This window comes from Trinickia dabaoshanensis (assembly GCF_002879885.1).
GTDB classification, from domain to species: Bacteria; Pseudomonadota; Gammaproteobacteria; order Burkholderiales; family Burkholderiaceae; genus Trinickia; species Trinickia dabaoshanensis.
The window spans coordinates 52108-72512 of the sequence record NZ_PNYA01000039.1; the positions used below are offsets into that span (position 1 = coordinate 52108).

The 20405-nt window shown below is 64.7% G+C and carries 15 protein-coding genes; 7 read left to right on the forward strand and 8 right to left on the reverse strand.

The features are described from left to right. Positions 1–197: 197 nt before the first annotated feature. Positions 198–3143 (reverse strand): phosphoenolpyruvate carboxylase, encoded by a 2946-nt coding sequence (ppc, locus tag C0Z18_RS29925; RefSeq protein WP_102649068.1) that lies wholly within the window; start codon positions 3141–3143, stop codon positions 198–200. Between the two features lie 248 nt (positions 3144–3391). Between ppc and hemC the strand changes: the two genes are divergently transcribed. From hemC to C0Z18_RS29940, 3 genes are read left to right on the forward strand one after another with little or no spacing between them, the layout of a single operon-like run. Further along, a complete protein-coding gene (gene hemC, locus C0Z18_RS29930; protein ID WP_102649069.1) occupies positions 3392–4375 on the forward strand; it encodes a hydroxymethylbilane synthase in 984 nt (327 codons plus the stop codon). Between the two features lie 16 nt (positions 4376–4391). Continuing rightward, positions 4392–6449: a fused uroporphyrinogen-III synthase HemD/membrane protein HemX gene (gene hemDX / locus C0Z18_RS29935; protein WP_102649085.1), complete on the forward strand. Its 2058-nt coding sequence runs from the start codon at positions 4392–4394 to the stop codon at positions 6447–6449. 2 nt (positions 6450–6451) lie between these two features. Then, positions 6452–7645: a heme biosynthesis protein HemY gene (locus C0Z18_RS29940; RefSeq protein ID WP_102649070.1), complete on the forward strand. Its 1194-nt coding sequence runs from the start codon at positions 6452–6454 to the stop codon at positions 7643–7645. A gap of 54 nt (positions 7646–7699) precedes the next feature. Here the strand turns inward: C0Z18_RS29940 and C0Z18_RS33710 are convergent, their stop codons facing one another. The 4 genes from C0Z18_RS33710 to C0Z18_RS29960 form a co-directional block, all read right to left on the reverse strand. Further along, positions 7700–9019, reverse strand: a complete 1320-nt coding sequence (locus C0Z18_RS33710; protein ID WP_146014130.1) for a hypothetical protein — start codon at positions 9017–9019, stop codon at positions 7700–7702. A 430-nt stretch (positions 9020–9449) separates the two neighbouring features. Next, positions 9450–10775, reverse strand: coding sequence for an MFS transporter (locus tag C0Z18_RS29950; protein WP_102649072.1), 1326 nt, complete (start codon positions 10773–10775; stop codon positions 9450–9452). A 60-nt stretch (positions 10776–10835) separates the two neighbouring features. Further along, the gene (locus C0Z18_RS29955; protein ID WP_102649073.1) at positions 10836–11594 is read right to left on the reverse strand and encodes an SDR family oxidoreductase; all 759 of its coding nucleotides are present in this window, start codon (positions 11592–11594) and stop codon (positions 10836–10838) included. Positions 11595–11675: 81 nt separating this feature from the next. Further along, complete coding sequence (locus C0Z18_RS29960; protein ID WP_102649074.1) at positions 11676–13115, reverse strand: aldehyde dehydrogenase family protein; 1440 nt, start codon at positions 13113–13115, stop codon at positions 11676–11678. A gap of 226 nt (positions 13116–13341) precedes the next feature. On the opposite strand from C0Z18_RS29960, the gene ppa reads away from it, so the two are divergent. Further along, positions 13342–13869, forward strand: a complete 528-nt coding sequence (gene ppa, locus C0Z18_RS29965) for an inorganic diphosphatase (protein WP_102649086.1) — start codon at positions 13342–13344, stop codon at positions 13867–13869. Here the strand turns inward: ppa and C0Z18_RS29970 are convergent. Next, positions 13859–14131 carry a GIY-YIG nuclease family protein gene (locus C0Z18_RS29970; RefSeq protein ID WP_102649075.1) on the reverse strand — a complete coding sequence of 91 codons (273 nt, stop codon included), beginning with the start codon at positions 14129–14131 and terminating at the stop codon, positions 13859–13861. The genes ppa and C0Z18_RS29970 overlap by 11 nt on opposite strands. A gap of 55 nt (positions 14132–14186) precedes the next feature. Further along, positions 14187–15362 (reverse strand): GNAT family N-acetyltransferase, encoded by a 1176-nt coding sequence (locus tag C0Z18_RS29975; RefSeq protein ID WP_199189586.1) that lies wholly within the window; start codon positions 15360–15362, stop codon positions 14187–14189. Between the two features lie 101 nt (positions 15363–15463). Between C0Z18_RS29975 and C0Z18_RS29980 the strand changes: the two genes are divergently transcribed. Next, positions 15464–17164: an NAD+ synthase gene (locus C0Z18_RS29980; RefSeq protein WP_102649077.1), complete on the forward strand. Its 1701-nt coding sequence runs from the start codon at positions 15464–15466 to the stop codon at positions 17162–17164. A 61-nt stretch (positions 17165–17225) separates the two neighbouring features. Then, positions 17226–17564: a P-II family nitrogen regulator gene (locus C0Z18_RS29985; RefSeq protein WP_102649078.1), complete on the forward strand. Its 339-nt coding sequence runs from the start codon at positions 17226–17228 to the stop codon at positions 17562–17564. Positions 17565–17840: 276 nt separating this feature from the next. Here C0Z18_RS29985 and C0Z18_RS29990 read toward each other — a convergent pair whose 3' ends face one another. After that, the gene (locus C0Z18_RS29990) at positions 17841–18968 is read right to left on the reverse strand and encodes a porin (RefSeq protein ID WP_102649087.1); all 1128 of its coding nucleotides are present in this window, start codon (positions 18966–18968) and stop codon (positions 17841–17843) included. A gap of 674 nt (positions 18969–19642) precedes the next feature. Here C0Z18_RS29990 and C0Z18_RS29995 point away from each other — a divergent pair. Continuing rightward, positions 19643–20281, forward strand: a complete 639-nt coding sequence (locus C0Z18_RS29995; protein ID WP_102649079.1) for a phage late control D family protein — start codon at positions 19643–19645, stop codon at positions 20279–20281. Positions 20282–20405 lie beyond the last annotated feature (124 nt).

Consider the following 20405-nt stretch of genomic DNA (forward strand, 5'->3'; position numbering starts at 1 on the left):
GGAACGGCAAAACCGGCTATTGCTTTTTTTAACGACCGGAAGTCCACAAAACTTGAGCGGATCGCAATGGGATAAACGCTTAAGGGTTATCGACCCCAATATGTGCGGCGCAATAAAAAAGGCCGCCCGCTTTCGCAAACAGCCTTTTTAAACGCACACCGCATAAGCCGCCGGTTAGGCGCTAAATCATATTGCGCTTAACCCGTATTACGCAGCCCCGCGGCAATACCGTTGATGGTCAAATGAATGCCGCGGCGCACACGCGCGTTCGAATCGCCCGCGCGGTGCCGCTTGAGCAGCTCGACCTGCAAGTGATTAAGGGGATCGAGGTACGGGAAGCGGTTCTTGATCGAACGCGCGAGCAGCGGGTTGTCGGCGAGCCGCTCGGCCTTGCCCGTGATTTCGGCGAGCGCATGCGAGGTCCGCTCCCATTCCGCGACGATGCGTTCGAACACATGTTTGCGCAGTTTCTTGTCTTCGACGAGCTGCGCGTAGCGCGAAGCCACCGCGAGATCGGTTTTCGAGAGCACCATGTCCATGTTCGAGAGCAGCGTCGAGAAGAAGGGCCAGCTCTTGTACATCTTGCGCAGCATGGTGAGCCGGCGCGTACGGTCGGCCTCGCTCGCCGCGCCTTCGAGATGCGCGGCGACGGCGCTGCCGAAGCCGTACCAGCCCGTGAGCAGCAGACGGCATTGTCCCCACGAGAAACCCCAGGGAATCGCGCGCAGGTCTTCGATGCGGCGGTTCTTCGCGTCTTGCAGCTTGCGCGAAGCCGGCCGGCTGCCGATGTTCAACTCCGCGATTTCGGAGATCGGCGTGGACGAGAAGAAGTAGTCCTTGAAGCCGGGTGTCTCGTACACGAGCGCGCGGTACGCGGACATCGCCGCGTTCGAGAGCGACTGCATCGTCTCTTCGAAGGCGGCGAGGTTCGCCGGTGCGTTGCCTTGCGGCACGAGCGAGGCTTCGAGCGTGGCGGCGACGACCGTCTCGAGGTTACGCCGCCCGATCTCCGCATTGCTGAACTTACTGGCGATGACTTCGCCTTGCTCGGTCAACCGGATCTGGCCGTTCACCGTGCCGGGCGGCTGCGACAAGATCGCCTGATAGGTCGGACCGCCGCCGCGGCCCACCGTGCCGCCGCGGCCGTGGAACAGGCGCAGCGTGATGCCGCGCTCGCGGAACAGCGCGACGAGCGCGAGTTCGGCGCGATACAGCTCCCAGTTCGACGTGAGAAAGCCGCCGTCTTTGTTGCTGTCCGAGTAGCCGAGCATGACTTCTTGTTCGCCGCCTTGGTGGGCGAGCAGCGCATCGACGCCCGGCAGCGCGAAGTACTCGCGCATGATGACGGGCGCGTTGCGCAAGTCGGCGATCGTTTCGAACAGCGGAATGACCATGAGCCCGTTCTTCGCCGCGGCGCCGCGGCCGCCGAGTGTGCCTTCCAGCAGTCCCGTTTCCTTTTGCAGCAGCAACACTTCCACCAAATCGCTGACGGTCTCCGTGTGCGAAATGATGTAGTTGCGCACCGCGCGGGCACCGAAGCGCTGGCGCGTGACGCGCGCCGTTTCCAATACGGCCAACTCGCTTTGCACGAGCGCCGAGTACTCGATGTAAGGCGAGCGCAGAAGCCGCGGCTGTTCGAGCTCGGCGAGCAGCACGCGCAGTTTGTCGGCCTCGGAGAGCGACGCGTAGTCGCGCTCCACGCCGGCGCGCGCGAGCAATTCCGCGATCACGGCTTCGTGCACGTCGGAGCTTTGGCGCAGATCGATCGACGCGAGGTGAAAGCCGAACACCTGCGCGGCGCGCGCGAGCGGCGCCAGCCGCGGCGTGGCGAGCGAGCTGCCGTGATGCGCCGCGAGCGAATCGACGAGCACATTCAAATCGCGCGCGAACGCCTGCGCATCGGCGTAGGGCTCGCACTCGCGGTGCACGCCGCTGCGCGTATGAACCGTGCCTTCGCCGAGCAGCGCGCGCGCCGTCGCGGCGAGCCGCGCGTAGACGCCGATCAGCGCGCGGCGATACGGCTCGTCGACGCGATGCGGCGATTGGTCGGGCGAGGCGGCGGTCAGTGCCTTGAGCGCATCGCTCGAGCCGGCTAGCAGATTGGACACCGAAAGCTCGGCGCCGAGCGCGTGGACCTCTTCGAGATAGTGTTCGAAGATGACCGTGGCTTGGCGCGTGATCGCGTGTTCGAGCGTCGCGGCGGTGACATTGGGATTGCCGTCGCGATCGCCGCCGATCCAACTGCCCATTTGGAGGAACTCCGGTACATGGGCGGGCGCGCCGGTATGCTCGGCCAGCGCGGTTTCGATATCGTCGTACAGCGCCGGAATTTCGTTCAGGAACGTGGCGCGGTAGTACGACAGCGCGTTCTCGATTTCGTCGGCCACGGTCAAGCGCGAATCGCGCAGCATCCGCGTTTGCCACAGCGTCGTCACGCGCGCGCGCAGCATCGCTTCGTTATGGGCGCGTTCGCGCTCGGTCAGCTGTTGATCGCGTTCGGCCAGCAAGCGCGCGATGTCGTGCTGCGCGTCGAGAATGCTCTTGCGCTGCACTTCGGTGGGGTGGGCCGTCAGCACGGGCACGATCAGTGCGTCGTCGAAAAAGCGCTTGAGCGTGTCGGTGTCGAGGTTGCCCGCCAGCGCGAGCCGGCTGAGCGCATACGCGATCGTGCCGGCCTGAGGGGCCGAGCCCGCCAGCGCGTGAATGCGGCGGCGCCGATTGTGATGGCGATCCTCGGCGATATTGGCCAGGTGCGAGAAAAAGCTGAATGCGCGTACGACGCTGACGGTTTGCTCGGGCGTGAGCGTGCGCAGTTGTTTCTCGAGCGCTTGCGCCGCGCTCGTGTCGTCCTCGCGCCGGAATTTGACGGCGTTCTGGCGAATCGTTTCGACGACGTCGAAGACGGCATCGCCTTCCTGCTCGCGCACGACGTCGCCGAGCAGGCGGCCGAGATAGCGAATGTCCTGGAACAGCGGCTGGTCTTTGTCCTCGCGGCCGCGAGCCGCCGCTTTAGGCGGCGTGGCGCCGTCGGCGCGCGAGGTAGCGGCGGGGGCCGCGGCGGCTAGCGCGGCGGATTTCTTTTTGGACGAGCGAGGCGATGCATCGTTGCGGCGGGCGGTGCGCGCCGATCCGGAAGACGTCACGGTGGGTTCCTCAGTGAAGCCAGGTGAAAAAGGGGGGCTGACTACCGACAACTACTCAAAACTGACCAAACGACTGCAAAACGTGCTGGCTTGCGCTCATGTTTCCGTGGGCGAAACGCTCGTGGCGGTCCGCGCCGGGCGCCGAGGATGTGCTTTGCGCAGGCATCGCCGGCTAGCGCGAAAAATGGGGCAAGGCGTGCGTGCTACCATTTCCCGATGTTCGATCCCGTCATTCGAAGTGTTGACTCATGAATTCCGAGAAGCTTTCAGCCGCACCGCCTACCGAACTCGTCATAGCGTCGCGAGAGAGTCGTCTCGCGATGTGGCAGGCTGAGTTCGTGCGCGATGCGCTGCGGAAATTATATCCATCTTGCGACGTCCGAATTCTCGGAATGACGACACGCGGCGATCAAATTCTCGATCGGACGCTGTCCAAGGTCGGCGGCAAGGGCCTTTTCGTCAAAGAACTCGAGAGCGCGCTGGCCGAAGGCAGGGCCGATTTGGCCGTGCACTCGCTCAAGGACGTCCCGATGTCGCTGCCCGAAGGGTTCGAACTCGCGGCCGTCATGGAGCGCGAGGACGCGCGCGACGCGTTGGTCTCGAATACGTACGATTCACTTGCCGCGCTGCCCGCGGGCGCCGTCGTGGGCACCTCCAGCCTGCGGCGCGAGGCGATTTTGCGCGCGCGGTACCCGCATTTGGCCGTGCAGCCTTTGCGCGGCAATCTCGACACGCGGCTCGGCAAGCTCGATCGCGGCGACTACGCGGCGATCATTTTGGCCGCCGCCGGATTGAAGCGACTCGGGCTGGCCGCGCGCATTCGCGCGTTGCTCGACGTCGAAGATAGCCTGCCCGCCGCGGGGCAAGGGGCCCTCGGTATCGAAATCAGCGCGGGGAGGCCCGAACTGCAAGCGTGGCTCGCGCCGCTGGAACATGCGCCGACGAGGCTCGCGGTGGAAGCCGAGCGGGCCGTCTCGCGCGCGCTGGGCGGAAGCTGCGACGTGCCGCTCGCCGCGCATGCGTCTTGGCAAGACGGCCAAATGCACCTCGCGAGCCGCGTCTCGATGCCCGACGGCAGCCGCCAGGCGTTCGCCGAGGCATCGGCGGCGGTGGCGAGCGCAGCCGATGCGCGCGCGCTCGGCGATGCCGTGGCGGGTTCGCTCGTGGCGCAAGGGGCGCGAGAGGTCGTCGCCGAACTCGCGGCCGCGCGCGGCGCCGAGCCCGCGGCCTGAACGCCCGCCCTTATCGATGGCGAGCGTCGAGCCCGGCCACCCCTTTTCGGACGAACGCGCCGGCGGCGCGCGCTTTACGGCGGTGCTCACGCGCCCGGCCGGGCAGACGGCCGCGCTTGCCGCTGCGCTCGAGCGGCAGGGCATCGACGTTTTAGACTTTCCTCTGATCGAAATCGCGGCCGCGCAGGACGACGCGCCGCTTCGCGCCGCATTGGCATCGATCGAACGCTATGCGCTCGTGGTCTTCGTCTCCCCCAACGCGATCGAACGGGCGCTCGATGCCGCGCCGGACCTAGTCTGGCCGCCGGCGGTGCCGATCGGCGTGGTGGGGCCCGGCAGCATCGCTCAATTGGCCCGCTTCGGGATCGCGGCGCCCGCACACCGGGTGATCGCGCCCGCGGGGGCGGATTCTGCCGATGCCGAGAACAACGGCGACGCGGACGCGCGCTTCGACTCCGAGGCGCTGTTCGCCGCGCTGAGCGCTCGGCTCGGCCTCGAAGCTTTGACCGGGCGGCCCGTGCTGATCGTACGCGGGGACGGCGGCCGCGAGTGGCTGGCCGATCGCTTGCGCGAGGCGGGTGCGCAGGTCGAAGCGGTATGCGCTTATCGGCGCGTGGTGCCCGCACCGTCGGCCGACGCGTGGGCACGCGTGCGGGTGTTGCTCGGCGGCGCGCCGCATGCTTGGCTACTGACGAGCTCGGAAGGCGTGCGCAACTTGGATGCGCTCGCCCGCGGCTCGCTCACCCCCGCCGAGCATGCCGCGCTGCTGCGCGCGCCGCTCGTTGCGCCGCATCCGCGCATCGCGGAGACGGCACGCTCGGCAGGTTTTGATACGATTACGGCATCCGGCCCCGGCGATGCGCGCATCCTCGCGGCCTTGCGCGCTTTATCCGCATCGTCTCGCGCCGCACTCGACCCACCGGTTTGGGCCCCCACGGCTCAGGCCTCATCCTCGACTCATTCGCGCATGACTGATACGAACCAAGAATCGTCCTCCGCCTCGTCCCAGCCGGCCGCGACGCCGCCGTTTGTTCCGCCGATGCCGCCGGTCTACGACGCGCCGCGCCGCCGCGGCGGCGGCTTCGTCTGGCTCGTGCTGCTTTTGTTGGCCGTCGCAACGGGCATCGCCGCCTTCGCACTGAATCGCAAGCTCGATCGGCTCGATACGGCGCTCGCCGCGCGGCAGCAAGCGCTCATCGCGCAGACAGCCGAGTTGCGCATGAAGACCGAGCAGGCGATCGCAACGGCCCATCAGGCGGATGCCCAGTTGCAGCAGCTCGAAGGCAAGCTGGCCGACGCGCAAACGGCGCAACAGGCTTTGCAGCAGCAGTACCAGAATCTCGCCGCCAATAGGGACGATTGGACGCTCGCCGAAGTGGAGCAGATCCTTGCGAGCGCGAGCCAGCAGTTGCAGCTCACCGGCAACACGCAACTCGCGCTGTTCGCGCTGCAAAGCGCCGATACGCGTTTGGCCGCGTCCTCGAGCCCGCAGGCGCTCGTCGTGCGGCGCGCGATCGCGCAGGACATCGACAAGCTCAAGGCCGCGCCGTCCACGGATCTGACGGGGCTTGCCATCAAGCTCGACGACGCCATCGCGCAAGCGGACACGCTGCCGCTGCTCGGGGAGGTTCAGAGCGAGCGCTCGGCGAAATCGGCCGCGTCCGCGGCTGTGGCAACCAGTGCAACCGCGCCCGGGGAATCTCGCGCGGCGCACTGGTGGCGCGTGTTTTCGAGCGCGGCGGGCGACGAATTGCGATCGCTCGTGCAGGTGCGCCGGCTCGACAACGCCGACGCGATGCTCAATTCGCCGGAGCAAGGCGAGTTCATTCGCGACAACGTGAAGCTGCGCCTGTTGTCGGCCCGCTTGGGACTGCTCTCGCGTAATTCGGCGACGCTCGAGTCGGATTTGAAGGCGGCCGACGCGGCGCTCGCGCGCTACTTCGACGGCACGTCCAAACGGACGCAGACCGTGCGCGCGCTGATCAAGGACGTCTCGCAGGGTGCGCAAACGGTCGCGGTGCCGAACCTGAACACGAGCCTGCAAGCGATTCACGACTACAAGAGCCGAGGCTGACGATGGCACTCAGAGGACTCTTGTGGCTAGCCTTGCTGTTCGTGCTCGCGGTCGTGTTGGCGACCGTCGGTCATTTCGACGCCGGCCAGGTGCTGATCGTCTACCCGCCGTATCGCGTCGACGTCTCGCTCAATCTCGTCGTCGTCGGCATCGTTGCGCTGTTTATCGTGCTCTATGCGGCGATCCGTATCGGGCGCAACGTCTGGACCATGCCGCAGCGCGTGGCCGCCTACCGCGTGCGGGCGAAAGAGGCCAAGGCCCATGCGGCCTTGCGCGACGCGATCGGCAATCTGTATGCGGGGCGTTTTTCGCGAGCGGAGAAAGCGGCGCGCGAGGCGTTGTCGCTCGAATCGAACAAGGGCGCGGCCGGCATCGTCGCCGCCGTGGCAGCGCATAGGATGCGCGAGTACGCGCGCCGCGATGAATGGCTCGCCGCGATCGATGCGCCGGAATGGCAAGACGCGCGGCTGATGGCGAGCGCCGATATGCGTGCCGACGGACGCGATCCGGACGGCGCGTTGATGGCGTTGACCGAAATGCAGGCGCAGGGCACGCGCCGCATCCACGCGCAACAGATCGCCTTGCGGGCGCAGCAGCAGTTGAAGAATTGGGCGGAGGTGCTCAAGCTCGTCAAGACGCTCGAAAAGCGCGAGGCGCTGCATCCGACCGTCGCCGTGCGTTTGCGGCAGCAAGCGGCGGAGAATTTGCTGCGTGACCGCCGCCATGATCCCGACGCATTGCTCGCGCTGTGGAACTCCTTGGCCGAGGTGGAACGGCAGTCGCCGCGTTTGGCCGATTTGGCCGCCGAACTGTTGATCGGTTTGAACCGGCAGCAGGACGCGCGCAAGATCGTGGAGGAAGCGTTGGCTCACAACTGGGACGCGAGGCTGTTGCGCCGCTATCCCGAGACGGCGCAAGCCGATGCGTTGCCGTTGATCCAAAAGGCCGAAGGCTGGCGCAAGGAGCGCACCGAGGACCCCGATCTGCTGTTCGCTTTGGGGCGACTGTGCTTGCACCAGCAGCTCTGGGGCAAGGCGCAATCGTTTCTGGAATCGGCCCTGCGGCTCGCCGGCGACAACGATGCGCTCGTCATCCGTACGCACCGCGCGCTCGCGCGGCTGTTCGAAGAGCTAGGCGATGCCGAGCGCGCGGCCGAGCATTATCGGGCGAGCGCGCTGGCGATGAAGATCGTTTAGTGGACTGCGGGGCACGTTTGCCGCATGTTTCGGGCAAGCAAGCGTGCTTCGAAGTCAGCCGATCTTAAATGCGAAATTGTGAAGATTGCCGAGGTTGAGCGGCTGCCTGTTGATCGGATGTTCCGGCTTGCTCGCGAGGAATTCGGCCAACTTGTTCATATCCATAAAGACGACCTCTTTATTGACGTCGGCACTATAGGCCTGCTTTCGGTCCGACGGCAATTGAGCCAAACCGATGACACGCTGGTTGGGATTGGCGGTAGACAGCGGTTCTCCGAACAGGCAATCCGTCGCTTCGTCCTCGTCGTGCGTCGCTGCATCTTTGAACCCCAGACGCTCGGCATCGGCTTTCGAAATCGAGCGCAAGCTGCTGAAGGCCGCGTGAATATCTTTGTGCAGTTTGACCATCGCGTTGAGCTGGTGGAGCGTCGGTCGTAGATTCAAGTGGCCGCCTGGGCCGACCGTCGCGGCTGCAAGCCGTTCCAACGACACCCCCGGGTTCAGGTTGTGCAATCGCCAGGCGTATTGCGCGTTGTTTTCTCCTTGTACCCGCGCCGGCATCGTCAGCCCGGCGTGCGCATTGATCAGATCTGGTCCGCGTGAGCGGCTGGTTTCAACGGTAGGGATGCCCAGTCGTGGGCGCCGGATCGTTCTGGGCATCCGCTGCGCACGGGGAGGCGACGGTTCGCGCTCCTCGGGAGTCGCATCATGGATCTCCCGTCTGAGCCGCAGCAAGGGATGACCCATGTCAGGACGGCGGCCGAGCTCGGTCTCGATACCGGCACGCTGCAGGGCACCGCGTATATCTTCGGGCAACGCGCTGCCGTTGCGCACCGCATTGTCGATCGCCGCCGCGACACGGACCATATCGATCCCCGAGCCCGCAAGCCGCCCCATTAACGAGGTGTTCGCACCGCGCGCCGGACGGCCTGGCGCCGAGGTTTGCCCAATCCGTGGCGGTGTTTGCGCGCTGCCACTGGAGCCGCCGGTCGTCCGGCGTCGCGGCTCCGCTGGTGAGAGACCCCCCCGGGGCGCGGCGGCTGATCGTGGAAGCGCATGATGAAGCGCTGCTGCAAGCGGATTGCCCTCGAGTCCCACCTGGAACATTTGAGGGAAATGGCGGTTCAAAATGCGCACCGCATCCGCGCTGAATCCAACCGGTTCGTTGCGCATGGCCGCGGCGACACTTTCACGAACTTCGGAGAGGTCGGCGCCCACGTCGCGCAGCTGCTGGACGATTGCCGCAGCTTCCGATTCAAGCGCATTCCGGCGTCCGGGCTGCGGTGCGAGGGCACCTCGGGCCGGCGCTCTCGAAGCGGAGCCGCCCGTCGTGCTGCCTCGGGCCTCGCCCGAAGCGCCTGTCACGCGCGCCATGACCTCTTCGCCATGGCCGCGCGCCAACGCAGGGGTCCGGTGCAGCAGTGCGGCTGCCGCCCGGGGCGCCGCACGCGACCCAGACGCTTGTTCGCGTTCCGGCGACGAACTCGCGCCGGAACTGCCCGTGGCGCGCGACCCCCTAAACGGGCGCGCTAGAAAACCGAGCAGGCCGTTCCGCTCCCGCCTGCCGGCACCGCTGCCGCGGGCGTCGGGACTCGGCGGGGGCGTTGGATTGGCGGCCCGCTCGGGCGAGGGCGAGTTGGTTGGGTTCGATCTACCGATTCTGGGCATGGCGCACGGATCCTCTGAGGCGACATCGTGGTTAGCCCGCAGGCTACGCCAGGATGCATAACCGGCCGTCTCGATGGAGCGAAATCCATCGGACGGCGGCGAAGATGACGAGGAGGACGGCGCACGCCCCGGCGAGCTACTTATTCACGAGCCGCGCCGGCACGCTGAGCGCGAGCACGGCGCCGAGCACCATGAACGCCGCGAGCATGTACATGCCCGAATCGTTGGCGCCCGTCTCTTGCTTGAGCCAACCCACGGCGTAGGGGCTCAGAAAGCCGGCCAGATTGCCGATCGAATTGACCATCGCAATCCCGGCCGCCGCGCCCGCGCCGGCGAGAAACGCCGTCGGCAGACTCCAGAACAGCGGCAGCGACGTGATGATGCCGGCGGTGGCGAGCGTGAGCGCCGCCAACGCGAGCGTCGTGTCGTGAGCCCATACGACCGAGAGCACGAGCCCGAGTGCGCCCGCGAGGCCGGGCAACGCGACGTGCCAGCGCCGCTCGCGGCGTTTGTCGGCGCTACGCGCAACCAGGATCATCGCGACGACGGCCACGGCGAACGGAATCGCCGAGAGCAAACCGATCGAGAACGCGTCGGTCACGCCGGTCGCCTTGATGATCGTCGGCAGCCAAAAGCTCACGCCGTAAAGGCCCATCACGAACGACAGATAGATGAGGCTCATCAGCCATACGCGTGCGCTCGCGAGCACGGCGCCGAGCGGCAGTTCTTCCTTGCCGGCATCTTCCGCGCCGATGTTGCGTTGGAGCAAGTGCTTCTCTTCGGAGCTGAGCCAGGACGCATTGGCGATACGGTCGTCGAGCATGAAGAAGACGACGATCCCGGCTACGATCGAGGGCAGTCCTTCGAGCAGAAACAACCACTGCCAGCCTTGCCAGCCATGCGTGCCGTCGAATGTTTTGAGGATGTAGCCCGAGACAGGGCCGCCGACGACGCCCGACAGCGCAACGGCCGTCATGAACCAAGTCGTCATGCGCCCACGCCGATGCGCGGGGTACCAATAGGTCAGATAAAGGATGATGCCGGGGAAGAAGCCCGCTTCGGCGAGCCCGAGCAGAAAGCGCATCGCATAGAACATCGCGGGCGTCGTGACGAACATCGTGAGCCCCGAGATCACGCCCCACGACACCATGATCCGTGCCACCCAAAGCCTTGCGCCGACGCGATGCAAGATGAGGTTGCTCGGAATCTCGAACAGAAAATAGCCGAGGAAAAAGATGCCCGCGCCGAGACCGTAGACGGCATCGCTCAAGTGCAAAGCCGAGGCCATCTGTAGCTTGGCGAAGCCGACGTTGACGCGATCGAGATAAGCGACGAGATAGCAGACGAGCAAGAGCGGCAGCAGCCGCCAAGAAACCTTGCGATAGGTGGCTTCTTCGAAGCTCGACGACGGCGCGCGGGCGTCGGGCATCGCGAGCGGATCGACGGGATTGGGGCTGGCCATATGGATTGTCTCCTCTTCGTTATGTGGTCGGACGTCGGGTGAAACGGTGAGGCGAAGCGATTACACGCAGCGTCCGCCGTCGACTTCGAGGCTGACGCCGGTAATGAACGCCGCGTCGTCCGACGCCAGATAGAGCGCGGCGTTGGCCACATCCTGCGGCGTGGAAAAGCGGCCGAGCGGAATGCCGGCCAAAAAGCGCTGGCGGTTCTCCGGCGTATCGTCGCAGCCCATGAATTCGGTGAGCAGTCCCGTTGCGCCGATGACGGGGTTCACGCAGTTCACGCGAATTCGGTCGGGACCGAGCTCGGCGGCGAGCGCTCGACTGGCGACGACCACGGCACCCTTGCTGCCGTTGTACCAGACGAGGCCGGGGCGCGGACGTACCGCGGCCGTCGAGGCGATGTTGACGAACACGCCGCCGCCTTGCTGGCGGAAGTACGGCACGAACGCTTGCACGCTCCAGTAAATGCTTTTGACGTTGACGGCGTAGACGCGATCGAATTCGGCCTCCGTCACTTCCATGACCGGCTTGTTGCGATGCGTCGTGCCCGCGTTGTTGACGACGATGTGCACGAGGCCAAAGTCGCTCAACGCCGCCTCGCGCAGGCTGTGCCAGTCGTCGATTTTCGTGACGTCGCCCGCAACGGCGATCGCGCGCCCGCCTGCAAGCGCAATCTCGCTCGCGACGCGCTCCGCCGCGGCGCCGTTCAAATCGTTGATCACCACGTTCGCGCCTTCGCGCGCGAACGTCTTGGCGATGCCTTCGCCGAAGCCCGAGCCCGCGCCCGTAACGATTGCCGTTTTGCCCTCCAACCGCATGATGTCTGCCTCCTGGCCCGATCGGCCTGTCGATGTGTCGAGCGTTGTTCTAGGTCCGGCTTCGGCGCTTCGAGCGACCGGCTAGCCGTGCTTGATTGCGATCGTCTTGAGGGTCGTGAAGCCGTACAGCGCCTCGAACCCTTTTTCACGCCCATACCCCGATCGGCCCGTGCCGCCGAACGGCAGTTCGACGCCGCCGCCGGCGCCGTAGTTGTTGATGAAGACTTGGCCCGCGCGCAGCCGTCGCGCGAGGCGCATCTGCCGCGCACCGTCGCGTGTCCAAAGCCCGGCAACCAGTCCGTAGCGTGTGCCGTTTGCGAGTGCGAGGGCCTGCTGTTCGTCCTCGAAAGGCAGCGCGGCGAGCACCGGACCGAAGATTTCCTCCTGGGCGATACGGTGCTCTGCGGGGACGTCGGCAAATAACGTCGGAGCTTGATAGAACCCGGCGCTCGGCGCCCCGGCAACGATCTCGCCCTGAGCGGCGACGCGCACCCCGTCGCGCTGCGCTTCGGCGACGAATTGGGCCACGCGTGCCTGCTGCTTGGCGTTGATGAGCGGACCGCAGTCGAGGTTGCTTGCGCTCGGGCCGACGCGCAGCGCGCCGAAGGCCGCGGCCAGGCGCTCGATCAACGTGTCGTAGACGGCGCGCTCGATCAGGACGCGGCTACCAGCGGAGCACGTTTGACCGGCGTTCTGAACGATCGCCGCCATGAGCGTGGGCAGGGCGGCGTCGAGGTCGGCATCCGCGAAGACGATTTGCGGCGATTTGCCGCCGAGCTCGAGCGTCACCGGCGCGTGGTGTTCGGCGGCCAATTGGGAGACGAGCGTACCCACGCTCGGCGAACCCGTGAACGAAATGTGATCGACGCCGGGGTGACGCGCGAGCGCGGCGCCGGCTTCCGTTCCGTAGCCCGTGACGATATTGAGGGCGCCCGCCGGCAGGCCGGCTTCGTCGGCCAGCGCGGCCACGCGCAGCAGCGACAGGCATGCGTCCTCGGACGGCTTGACGACGCACGCGTTGCCGGCCGCCAGCGCCGCGCCCACACTGCGCCCGAAGATTTGCATCGGGTAATTCCACGGAACGATATGACCGGTGACGCCGTGGGGTTCGCGCACCGTCATGACCGTGTAGCCCGATTGATAGGGAAGCGTTGCGCCGTGCAGTTTGTCGCACGCGCCGGCATAGAACTCGAAGTAACGGGCGAGCGCTGCCGCGTCGGCCCGTGCCTCGCGTAGCGGTTTGCCCGTGTCGCGAGCTTCGAGCTGAGCGAGTTCCTCGCCGCAGGCCGCGACGAGCATCGATAGGCGATTGAGGATGCGGCCGCGCTCGGCGGCGCTCGTTTGCCCCCACGCGCCCTCGTAGGCGGCGCGGGCGGCGTGGACGGCCGCGTCGATGTCGGTGGCGTTGCCGCGCGCGATGCGCGTGAAGGGCTGGCCGTCGGACGGGTCGATCGTGTCGATCGACTCGCTGGAGGCGGGTGCAGCCCACTTGCCGCCGATGAAGTGCTTCGCTTCTTCCATCCAGGCCTCCTACTCAAAGGATTCGAAACCTGCGACTAGCGCGATTATGGCCCGATCCGCGCGCGAAGTGCGCATGCTCCGCTCCGGCTATAATGGCGCGCAATGCCGGCCACCTGCTTGGCTAGCGAGCGCCGCACGCGGCGCGTCGCAATCCACCGTGCACCGCTGCCGCGCGCGGCGGCGCGAGCCTCACGTTTTCCCGTTTTTATTTCCACTAGAGAACGCCATGAGCTTCAATCACGTCCCCGCGGGCAAGGATCTGCCGCAAGACTTCAACGTCATCATCGAAATCCCGGCGCAAAGCGACCCGGTCAAGTACGAAGCGGACAAGGAATTGGGCATGCTCGTCGTCGACCGCTTCATCGGCACCGGCATGCGCTACCCGGTCAACTACGGCTACATTCCGCAGACGTTGTCGGGCGACGGCGACCCCGTCGACGTGCTCGTGATCACGCCGTTCCCGCTGATCCCCGGTTGCGTCGTGCGCTCGCGCGCCCTCGGCATGCTGCAAATGACCGACGAATCGGGCGTGGATGCCAAGCTCGTTGCCGTGCCGCACGACAAACTGTGCCCGATGACGGCGCACATGAAATCGATCGACGACGTGCCCGCTTACCTGAAGGACCAGATCAAGCACTTCTTCGAGCAATACAAGGCGCTCGAGAAGGGCAAGTGGGTGAAGGTGGAAGGCTGGGCCGGCATCGACGCCGCGCACAAGGAAATCACCGAAGGCATCGCGAACTTCAAGAAGTAAGCACCGATGCGAGCGTGCGCGCGCCGGCCGCGAGCGCACGCTTATCGGCCGCCGACAGTTGCTTGACCCGGTATTCGGCGCGCAACGCGCTGGAGTGGTCGGCCAGCTCGAACGACGCAAGCAGCGCGACAGGCTTGCGCGCGCGCGTATAGCGGGCGCCCTTGCCCGTCGCATGTTTCGCATAGCGGGCTTGAACGTCGGTGGCGATGCCCGTATAGACGCTGCCGTCGTCGCATTCGATCAAATAGAGAAACCAGGTCATCGGCGGCTCGCGCGCTCGGTCTTGTTGTCTTTCATCGGGTCCATCTCGTCTCGCTTTAAGCGCGCTTCTTGAACGGATCGTGCTCGCGCAGCTCGTCCACGTGCGCGTGGATCAAATTCGCTTCGTTGTCGAGGAAGCGCGCGACGGCGTCGGCGAACGCGGGATGCGCGAGCCAATGCGCCGAGTGCGTGACAGTCGGCAGGAAACCGCGCGCCATTTTGTGCTCGCCTTGCGCGCCGCCCTCGAACACGGCCAGTTTCTCCTCGATGCAAAATTCGAGCGGCTGATAGTAAGCCGTTTCGAAGTGCAGGCACGGCACGTGTTCGAGTGCGCCCCAGTAACGGCCGTACAGCGTTCCACCCGTCTTGGCATCGCGCTGATAGACGAGCAGCGAGCTCGCGATCGGCCGCCCTTCGTACTCGGCGATGACGAGCAGCAGATTCTCCGGCATCGAGCGCCCGATCGTCCGAAAAAAATCGAGGTTCAGGTACGGCGACGAAAAATGCTCGCGGTACGTTTGCCGGTAGCACTTGTTGAACAAACGCCAATCGGCGTCGGTGGCGTCCTCGCCGCGCACGCGCCGGAACGTGATCCCGGCGTCGCGCACCTTGCGGCGCTCGGCTCGGATGTTTTTGCGCTTCTTTTGTTCGAGCGTCGAGAGGAAATCGTCGAAGTGGCGATAGCCGTCGTTGAGCCAATGGAACTGGATGCCTTGACGGCGCATCATGCCCATTTGGGCAAGCGCGTCGGCCTCTTGCTCCGTGGGGAAGAGCACATGCAGCGACGAGACGTCCGATTGCTCCGCCAGCGCGACGAGCGTCGCGGCGAGCCGGCGCCGCGCGGCGTCGTCGACCGCCAGCAGCCGCGTGCCTTGCACGGGCGTAAAGGGCACGGCGCAGACGAGTTTGGGATAGTACGGGAGCCCGTTGCGTTGATAGGCATCGGCCCAGGCCCAATCGAACACGTACTCGCCGTACGAATGATTCTTCACGTACAGCGGGGCGGCGGCAGCCAGCGCGCCTGTATTCTCGTCGACGAGCGTGACGAAGCGCGGTCCCCAGCCGGTGTCTTCCGTCGCGCATTGCGTGGCCGTGAGCGCGCTCAAAAACTCATGGCGCAGGAACGGTGTTGGCTGATCCTGGCGCGCGACGAGCGCGTTCCACTCACGTGCGTCGACTTCGGCCGGCGAGCCGAGGAGCCCCATGCGATAATCGATGCGTTCCTGTTTCAACTGTCTAACCGTGTTCCGCGGGACGGCACGCTGCGTGCACGCGAGCGTCGTTCCTTTTGTCGAGTCATCCGGTCGCATAGGCCGCTTGCCGCTCACTGCCCATGAAGACCCGTATCGCTTTAGCTCAAATCAACGTTACCGTTGGCGATTTCGCCGGCAACATCGCGAAGATCGTCGAGTGCGCGCAAGCCGCGCACCGAGACGGTGCCAAGCTCGTGATCACGCCCGAGCTTTCGCTATCGGGCTATCCGCCCGAAGACCTGTTGCTTCGTCCGGCGTTCTACGAGGCCAGCGCCGCGGCGCTCGCCGAGCTGGCGCAGCGCCTGAAACCGCTGGCCGGACTGCATGTGATCGTCGGCCACCCGCACCGCGGCTCGAACGGCGACGGCGCGAGCGGTCATGGTAATGCAAACCGGCCCATCGAGCGCGGCGTGGCACCTGTCGATACGTACAACGCGGCCTCCGTACTCGTCGACGGGCAGGTTCTCGGCACTTACATGAAGCAAGACCTGCCGAATACCGAGGTGTTCGACGAGAAGCGCTATTTCGCCTCGGCCACCGCGCCGTTCGTCTTCACGCTCGACGGCATCAAATACGGGATCATCATCTGCGAAGATGCCTGGCATGCGTCGGCCGCCCAGCTTGCTAAAGCGGCGGGTGCCCAGGTGCTGTTGATTCCGAACGGCTCGCCGTTCCACATGAACAAGGAAGCGACGCGGGTCGACATCGCGCGCTCGCGGATCGCGGAAACGGGCCTGCCCGTGGCCTACGTGAACATGGTCGGCGGCCAGGACGAATTGATTTTCGACGGCGGCTCGTTCGTGCTCGATGGACAGGGCGCGATGGTCGCGCGCATGCCGCAGTTCGTCGAAGGCCATTCGATCGTCGAATTCGAGGACGGCCGCCCCCTTCCGGGCGAGGTCGCACCGGCGGATTCGCTCGAAGCGCAGGTGTACGCGGCGCTCGTGCTCGGCGTGCGCGATTACATCGGCAAGAACGGATTCCCGGGGGTGATCATCGGGCTGTCCGGCGGCGTCGATTCCGCGCTCGTGCTTGCCATCGCTTGCGACGCGCTGGGCGCCGAGCGCGTGCGTGCCGTCATGATGCCCTCGCGCTATACGGCCGAGATCTCCACGTCGGACGCCGCCGAGATGGCGCGGCGCGTCGGCGTTCGCTACGACGAGATCACGATCGCGCCGATGATGGAAGCGTTTCGCGGCGCGCTGTCGAGCGAATTCGCGGGCTTGCCCGAGGATGCGACCGAGGAGAACATCCAGGCGCGCATCCGCGGCACGCTTTTGATGGCGCTATCGAACAAATTCGGCTCGCTCGTGCTAACGACGGGCAACAAGAGCGAAATGGCCGTGGGCTACTGTACGCTCTACGGCGATATGGCGGGCGGCTTTGCCGTGATCAAGGACATCGCCAAGACACTCGTATATCGTCTGTGCCATTACCGCAACGGCGCGTCGCAGTTCGCTAAACGCGACGTCATTCCGGAGCGCATCATCACGCGCGCGCCTTCGGCCGAATTGCGCGAGAACCAGACCGATCAGGACAGCTTGCCGCCTTACGAGGTGCTCGACGCGATCATGCGCATGTTCATGGAAGAGGATTGCTCGCTGGCGCAGATCGTCGCGGCCGGCTATGCGCGCGAAGACGTGGCGCGCGTCACGCGGTTGATCAAGCTGAACGAATACAAGCGACGCCAGGCGCCGATCGGCATTCGCGTGACGCATCGGGCATTCGGGCGCGACTGGCGCTACCCGATCACGTCGCGCTACACCGAACCGGTTCAATGAACTTGCCGCACCGCGGCGTAGAATCGATCCACTTGTTTGTCGGACTCACACGAGGCACATCATGAAACGCATTACCGCCATCATCAAACCGTTCAAGCTCGACGAAGTCCGTGAAGCGCTGGCCGAAGTCGGCTTGACGGGGTTGACGGTCACGGAAGTCAAGGGCTTCGGCCGTCAGAAGGGGCATACGGAGCTGTATCGCGGGGCCGAGTATGTCGTCGATTTTCTGCCCAAGGTGAAGATCGAGGTGGTGGTGGCGGCGGCCCAGTGCGACCAAGTCATCGACGCGATCATCGGCGCCGCGCGCACGGGCAAGATCGGCGACGGCAAGATTTTCGTGACGGAAGTCGAGCGGGTTATCCGGATTCGGACCGGGGAAGAGAACGAAGCGGCGGTTTGACGGTCGAAGCACTTCGTTGAAACGACGGGCCGGGTATTTTGTGGCACGTGAGCGCGGCGAGGCTCCCGTGCCGGCATCGGCTCCGGCTCGCGGCGATGTGCGGTGAGTCGTACCGACGCGATCGGCACTAGCCGCTATAGATAACAAGAACGTAGATACAAAAAAAAGGTGCGACGCCCTGACGGGACACCGCACCGATACGCGCCTCTCGCAGCAGCGTGAAACTTGAAACTGTGAAACTCAGTTAAATCTGTTCTTTTTCGCTACGCCACTCGCTTAGAACGAGTGTTGAATACCGGCGTAGACGCCCGTTTGGCTGTGGCCGGGCAGCGGGTTTTCGTTGTACGACGTCGTCGTGCCCGACGTGATGTTGCCGCCGTTGCCGAACGCGTTCGCGTCGAGGCCGAAGTTCGCCGACTTGCTGTTACGCACCGTTGCGATCTGGATGTCGAGCAGCGTGCGCTTGGACAAGTTGTACGAACCGCCGATCGTGAAGATCGTGGCGTTGCCGAAGCCGTTGTTTGCATTCACGTGATAAACGGCGGCGATTGCAGCTGCTGCCGGCGTGGCTTGCCACGTGATGCCACCCCATTCGTGATCGAGCGAGGTCGGAGCCGCAGCGGCGCCGTTGTAGCCCGACGTACGAAGTGCTTGGTAGACGCCTTGAATCTTGAATTGGCCGAGGAAAACGTTGACGCCGGCGGTGTATTCACGCGAATACGAGAATGCGCCGTCGCCGCCGTTCAGCGTGCCGGTACCCGGGTTGCGGATTTCGTCGTACATGCCGCGCACTTGGAAGAGCGGGCTCGTGTAGGTCAATTGCAGACCCGCTTCGCGGCCTTGCGGCGTCGTGCCGTTGCCGTTCCAGTTCGTCGCGTTCGACAGCGCGTACTGGCCGTAGACGTCGAAACCGTTCCACTTCGGCGATTGGTAGGCAATGTTGTTGCTCGACTGCGGCCAGTTGCGGCCACGCACGAGCGACGCCGACGACCAGTTCGATTGACCGAACGGATCGAAGTCCCACACGCCGTTGGAGATGTAGAGCATCCGGCCCAACGAGAACGTACCGTACGTGGGGTTCGACAGGCCGATGGTTGCCCAGCGATTGAACAGGCCGTTGTTGCCCGGGCCCGTACCGTTCATCGTGCTAAAGCTGCCTTCCAACTTGAACAGGACTTGGTTGCCGCCGCCGATGTCTTCGACGCCCTTCATGCCCCACAAGCTCGTGCCCCAGTCGCCGCTTTCAGCGCGCCAACGCGAAGTCGAACCCGTGTAGCTGGCGTTCGGCAGGCCCGACATGTACTCGAGGCCGGCATCCAAGCGGCCGTACAGCGTCACGCTGCTTTGGGCGTGCGCGATGACACCAGCCGACATGAGCGCCGCGGCGAGCAATGCTTTCTTCATCTTCTCCTCCATTTACCCTGTCAAAAGTGAAGCCACTACTGCGAATAGCGCTCGGGCGAGGCCATCGCCCGAGCGGGAATCCAGTATCAGGGAGATCCTTCGGAACGCTCGAGGGCTAGCTGCTGGCTTGGTGGGCCTGATGCGCCGCGCTCGGGTTCGAGGCCGCTCGTGGGCGGTGTCTCCTCGTTTGAAGTAAAACTACATTTGCAGAACTTTGTTTTGCTACTTTGGTTACTAATTTAGCAAAAATACATGCCTGTGGCCAAGCAAATCGTAGTCTCGCTAGCAGGTGTCTCTTAATTGCCATATTCATATGCTGGGACCCGGCGCCGCGCCCGCCCGCAGCGCCTTGTAGCTCGTAGTGCGACAACGGACGCACATGTTGCGCAAAGTTGTCGTTGAGGGTTTTAGGGATTGACGAGAAATATTGGTGAAGGTAGAGGCGAGTTGGGCTGTTTAGTGTAGAAGGTCGTAAGTGGTGCTCATTTGAGTGCTCATCCGAGGCGCAATCGGGTAACCGGGGTGCTCTGCACGATGCATGGTGTCGGGAAGCAGTGAAAAGATCGGTCGGTCGGCTCGGAGGGCGGAGCCACGTTGGCACCATGGCCTTTGATCCGACGATTCGATAAAATCGGGCCCAATAAAACGCAAAAAGGCTGAGAGGGCCGATCTCCATGGGATCCAACGCGCTATCTGAAGCGGCCTATGCCGGGGGCAGTCAACGCGGCCGCCTAATTCGGCTCGATACGCCACTCGGTGAAGATTGGCTGCTTCCTTTGTATGCGAAAGGTGTGTCGCGACTCGGCCGCGATTACGAGTTCGTCGTCGAAGCCGCATCCATCAAAGGCCGGGAAATCGATCTGCAAGCCATGATCGGTAAGCCCGTCACGCTGTGGCTACAGCAGACCGACGGTGGCTATTGCCCGCATCACGGGTTTGTGACGACGTTCTCCCGTCTGGCTAGCGACGGCTATTTGTCCTTTTATCAACTGCGGTTCTGCTCCTGGCTGTGCTTCTTGCCGCTGCGCAGGGATATGCGCGACTGGCAAGAGCAGACGGGCGAGCAGATCTTGGCGGACGTCTTCGATCAGCACCCGCAGGCGAGCGGGGCGTATCGTTTCGATTTGCGCGAATCGTTGCCGCAGTACTCGAACCGGGTCCAGTGGGAGGACGACTGGAACTTCGTCCACCGCAGCTTGGAGGAAGCGGGCGTGTTCGGCCGGTTCGAACAAGCGAGCGATGGCAAATCGCATACGCTGGTACTGATGGACGACTTGTATTTCGTCCCTGAGCTTGAAGACAGAACCGTATGAACCGCCCCGGGAATCGTGGAGGCTGGTTGGTTTAAGTTGATGCCGGCATTGCAACTGGGTTGCAGAGTTGCCGGTAGTAGTTTGCCTCAGCTTCAGCGGGCGGGATATAGCCGAGCGGTTCCAT

What these genes read in the sequence shown, in the direction of transcription:
- ppa (WP_102649086.1), top strand. Translation starts at nt 13,342, where the DNA reads ATGAGCTTCAATCACGTCCCCGCGGGCAAGGATCTGCCGCAAGACTTC.
- C0Z18_RS29950 (WP_102649072.1), bottom strand. Translation starts at nt 10,775, where the DNA reads ATGGCCAGCCCCAATCCCGTCGATCCGCTCGCGATGCCCGACGCCCGC.
- C0Z18_RS29990 (WP_102649087.1), bottom strand. Translation starts at nt 18,968, where the DNA reads ATGAAGAAAGCATTGCTCGCCGCGGCGCTCATGTCGGCTGGTGTCATC.
- hemC (WP_102649069.1), top strand. Translation starts at nt 3,392, where the DNA reads ATGAATTCCGAGAAGCTTTCAGCCGCACCGCCTACCGAACTCGTCATA.
- C0Z18_RS29980 (WP_102649077.1), top strand. Translation starts at nt 15,464, where the DNA reads ATGAAGACCCGTATCGCTTTAGCTCAAATCAACGTTACCGTTGGCGAT.
- C0Z18_RS29955 (WP_102649073.1), bottom strand. Translation starts at nt 11,594, where the DNA reads ATGCGGTTGGAGGGCAAAACGGCAATCGTTACGGGCGCGGGCTCGGGC.
- C0Z18_RS29960 (WP_102649074.1), bottom strand. Translation starts at nt 13,115, where the DNA reads ATGGAAGAAGCGAAGCACTTCATCGGCGGCAAGTGGGCTGCACCCGCC.
- hemDX (WP_102649085.1), top strand. Translation starts at nt 4,392, where the DNA reads ATGGCGAGCGTCGAGCCCGGCCACCCCTTTTCGGACGAACGCGCCGGC.
- C0Z18_RS29985 (WP_102649078.1), top strand. Translation starts at nt 17,226, where the DNA reads ATGAAACGCATTACCGCCATCATCAAACCGTTCAAGCTCGACGAAGTC.
- C0Z18_RS29970 (WP_102649075.1), bottom strand. Translation starts at nt 14,131, where the DNA reads ATGACCTGGTTTCTCTATTTGATCGAATGCGACGACGGCAGCGTCTAT.
- C0Z18_RS29940 (WP_102649070.1), top strand. Translation starts at nt 6,452, where the DNA reads ATGGCACTCAGAGGACTCTTGTGGCTAGCCTTGCTGTTCGTGCTCGCG.
- C0Z18_RS29995 (WP_102649079.1), top strand. Translation starts at nt 19,643, where the DNA reads ATGGGATCCAACGCGCTATCTGAAGCGGCCTATGCCGGGGGCAGTCAA.
- C0Z18_RS33710 (WP_146014130.1), bottom strand. Translation starts at nt 9,019, where the DNA reads ATGGCGCGCGTGACAGGCGCTTCGGGCGAGGCCCGAGGCAGCACGACG.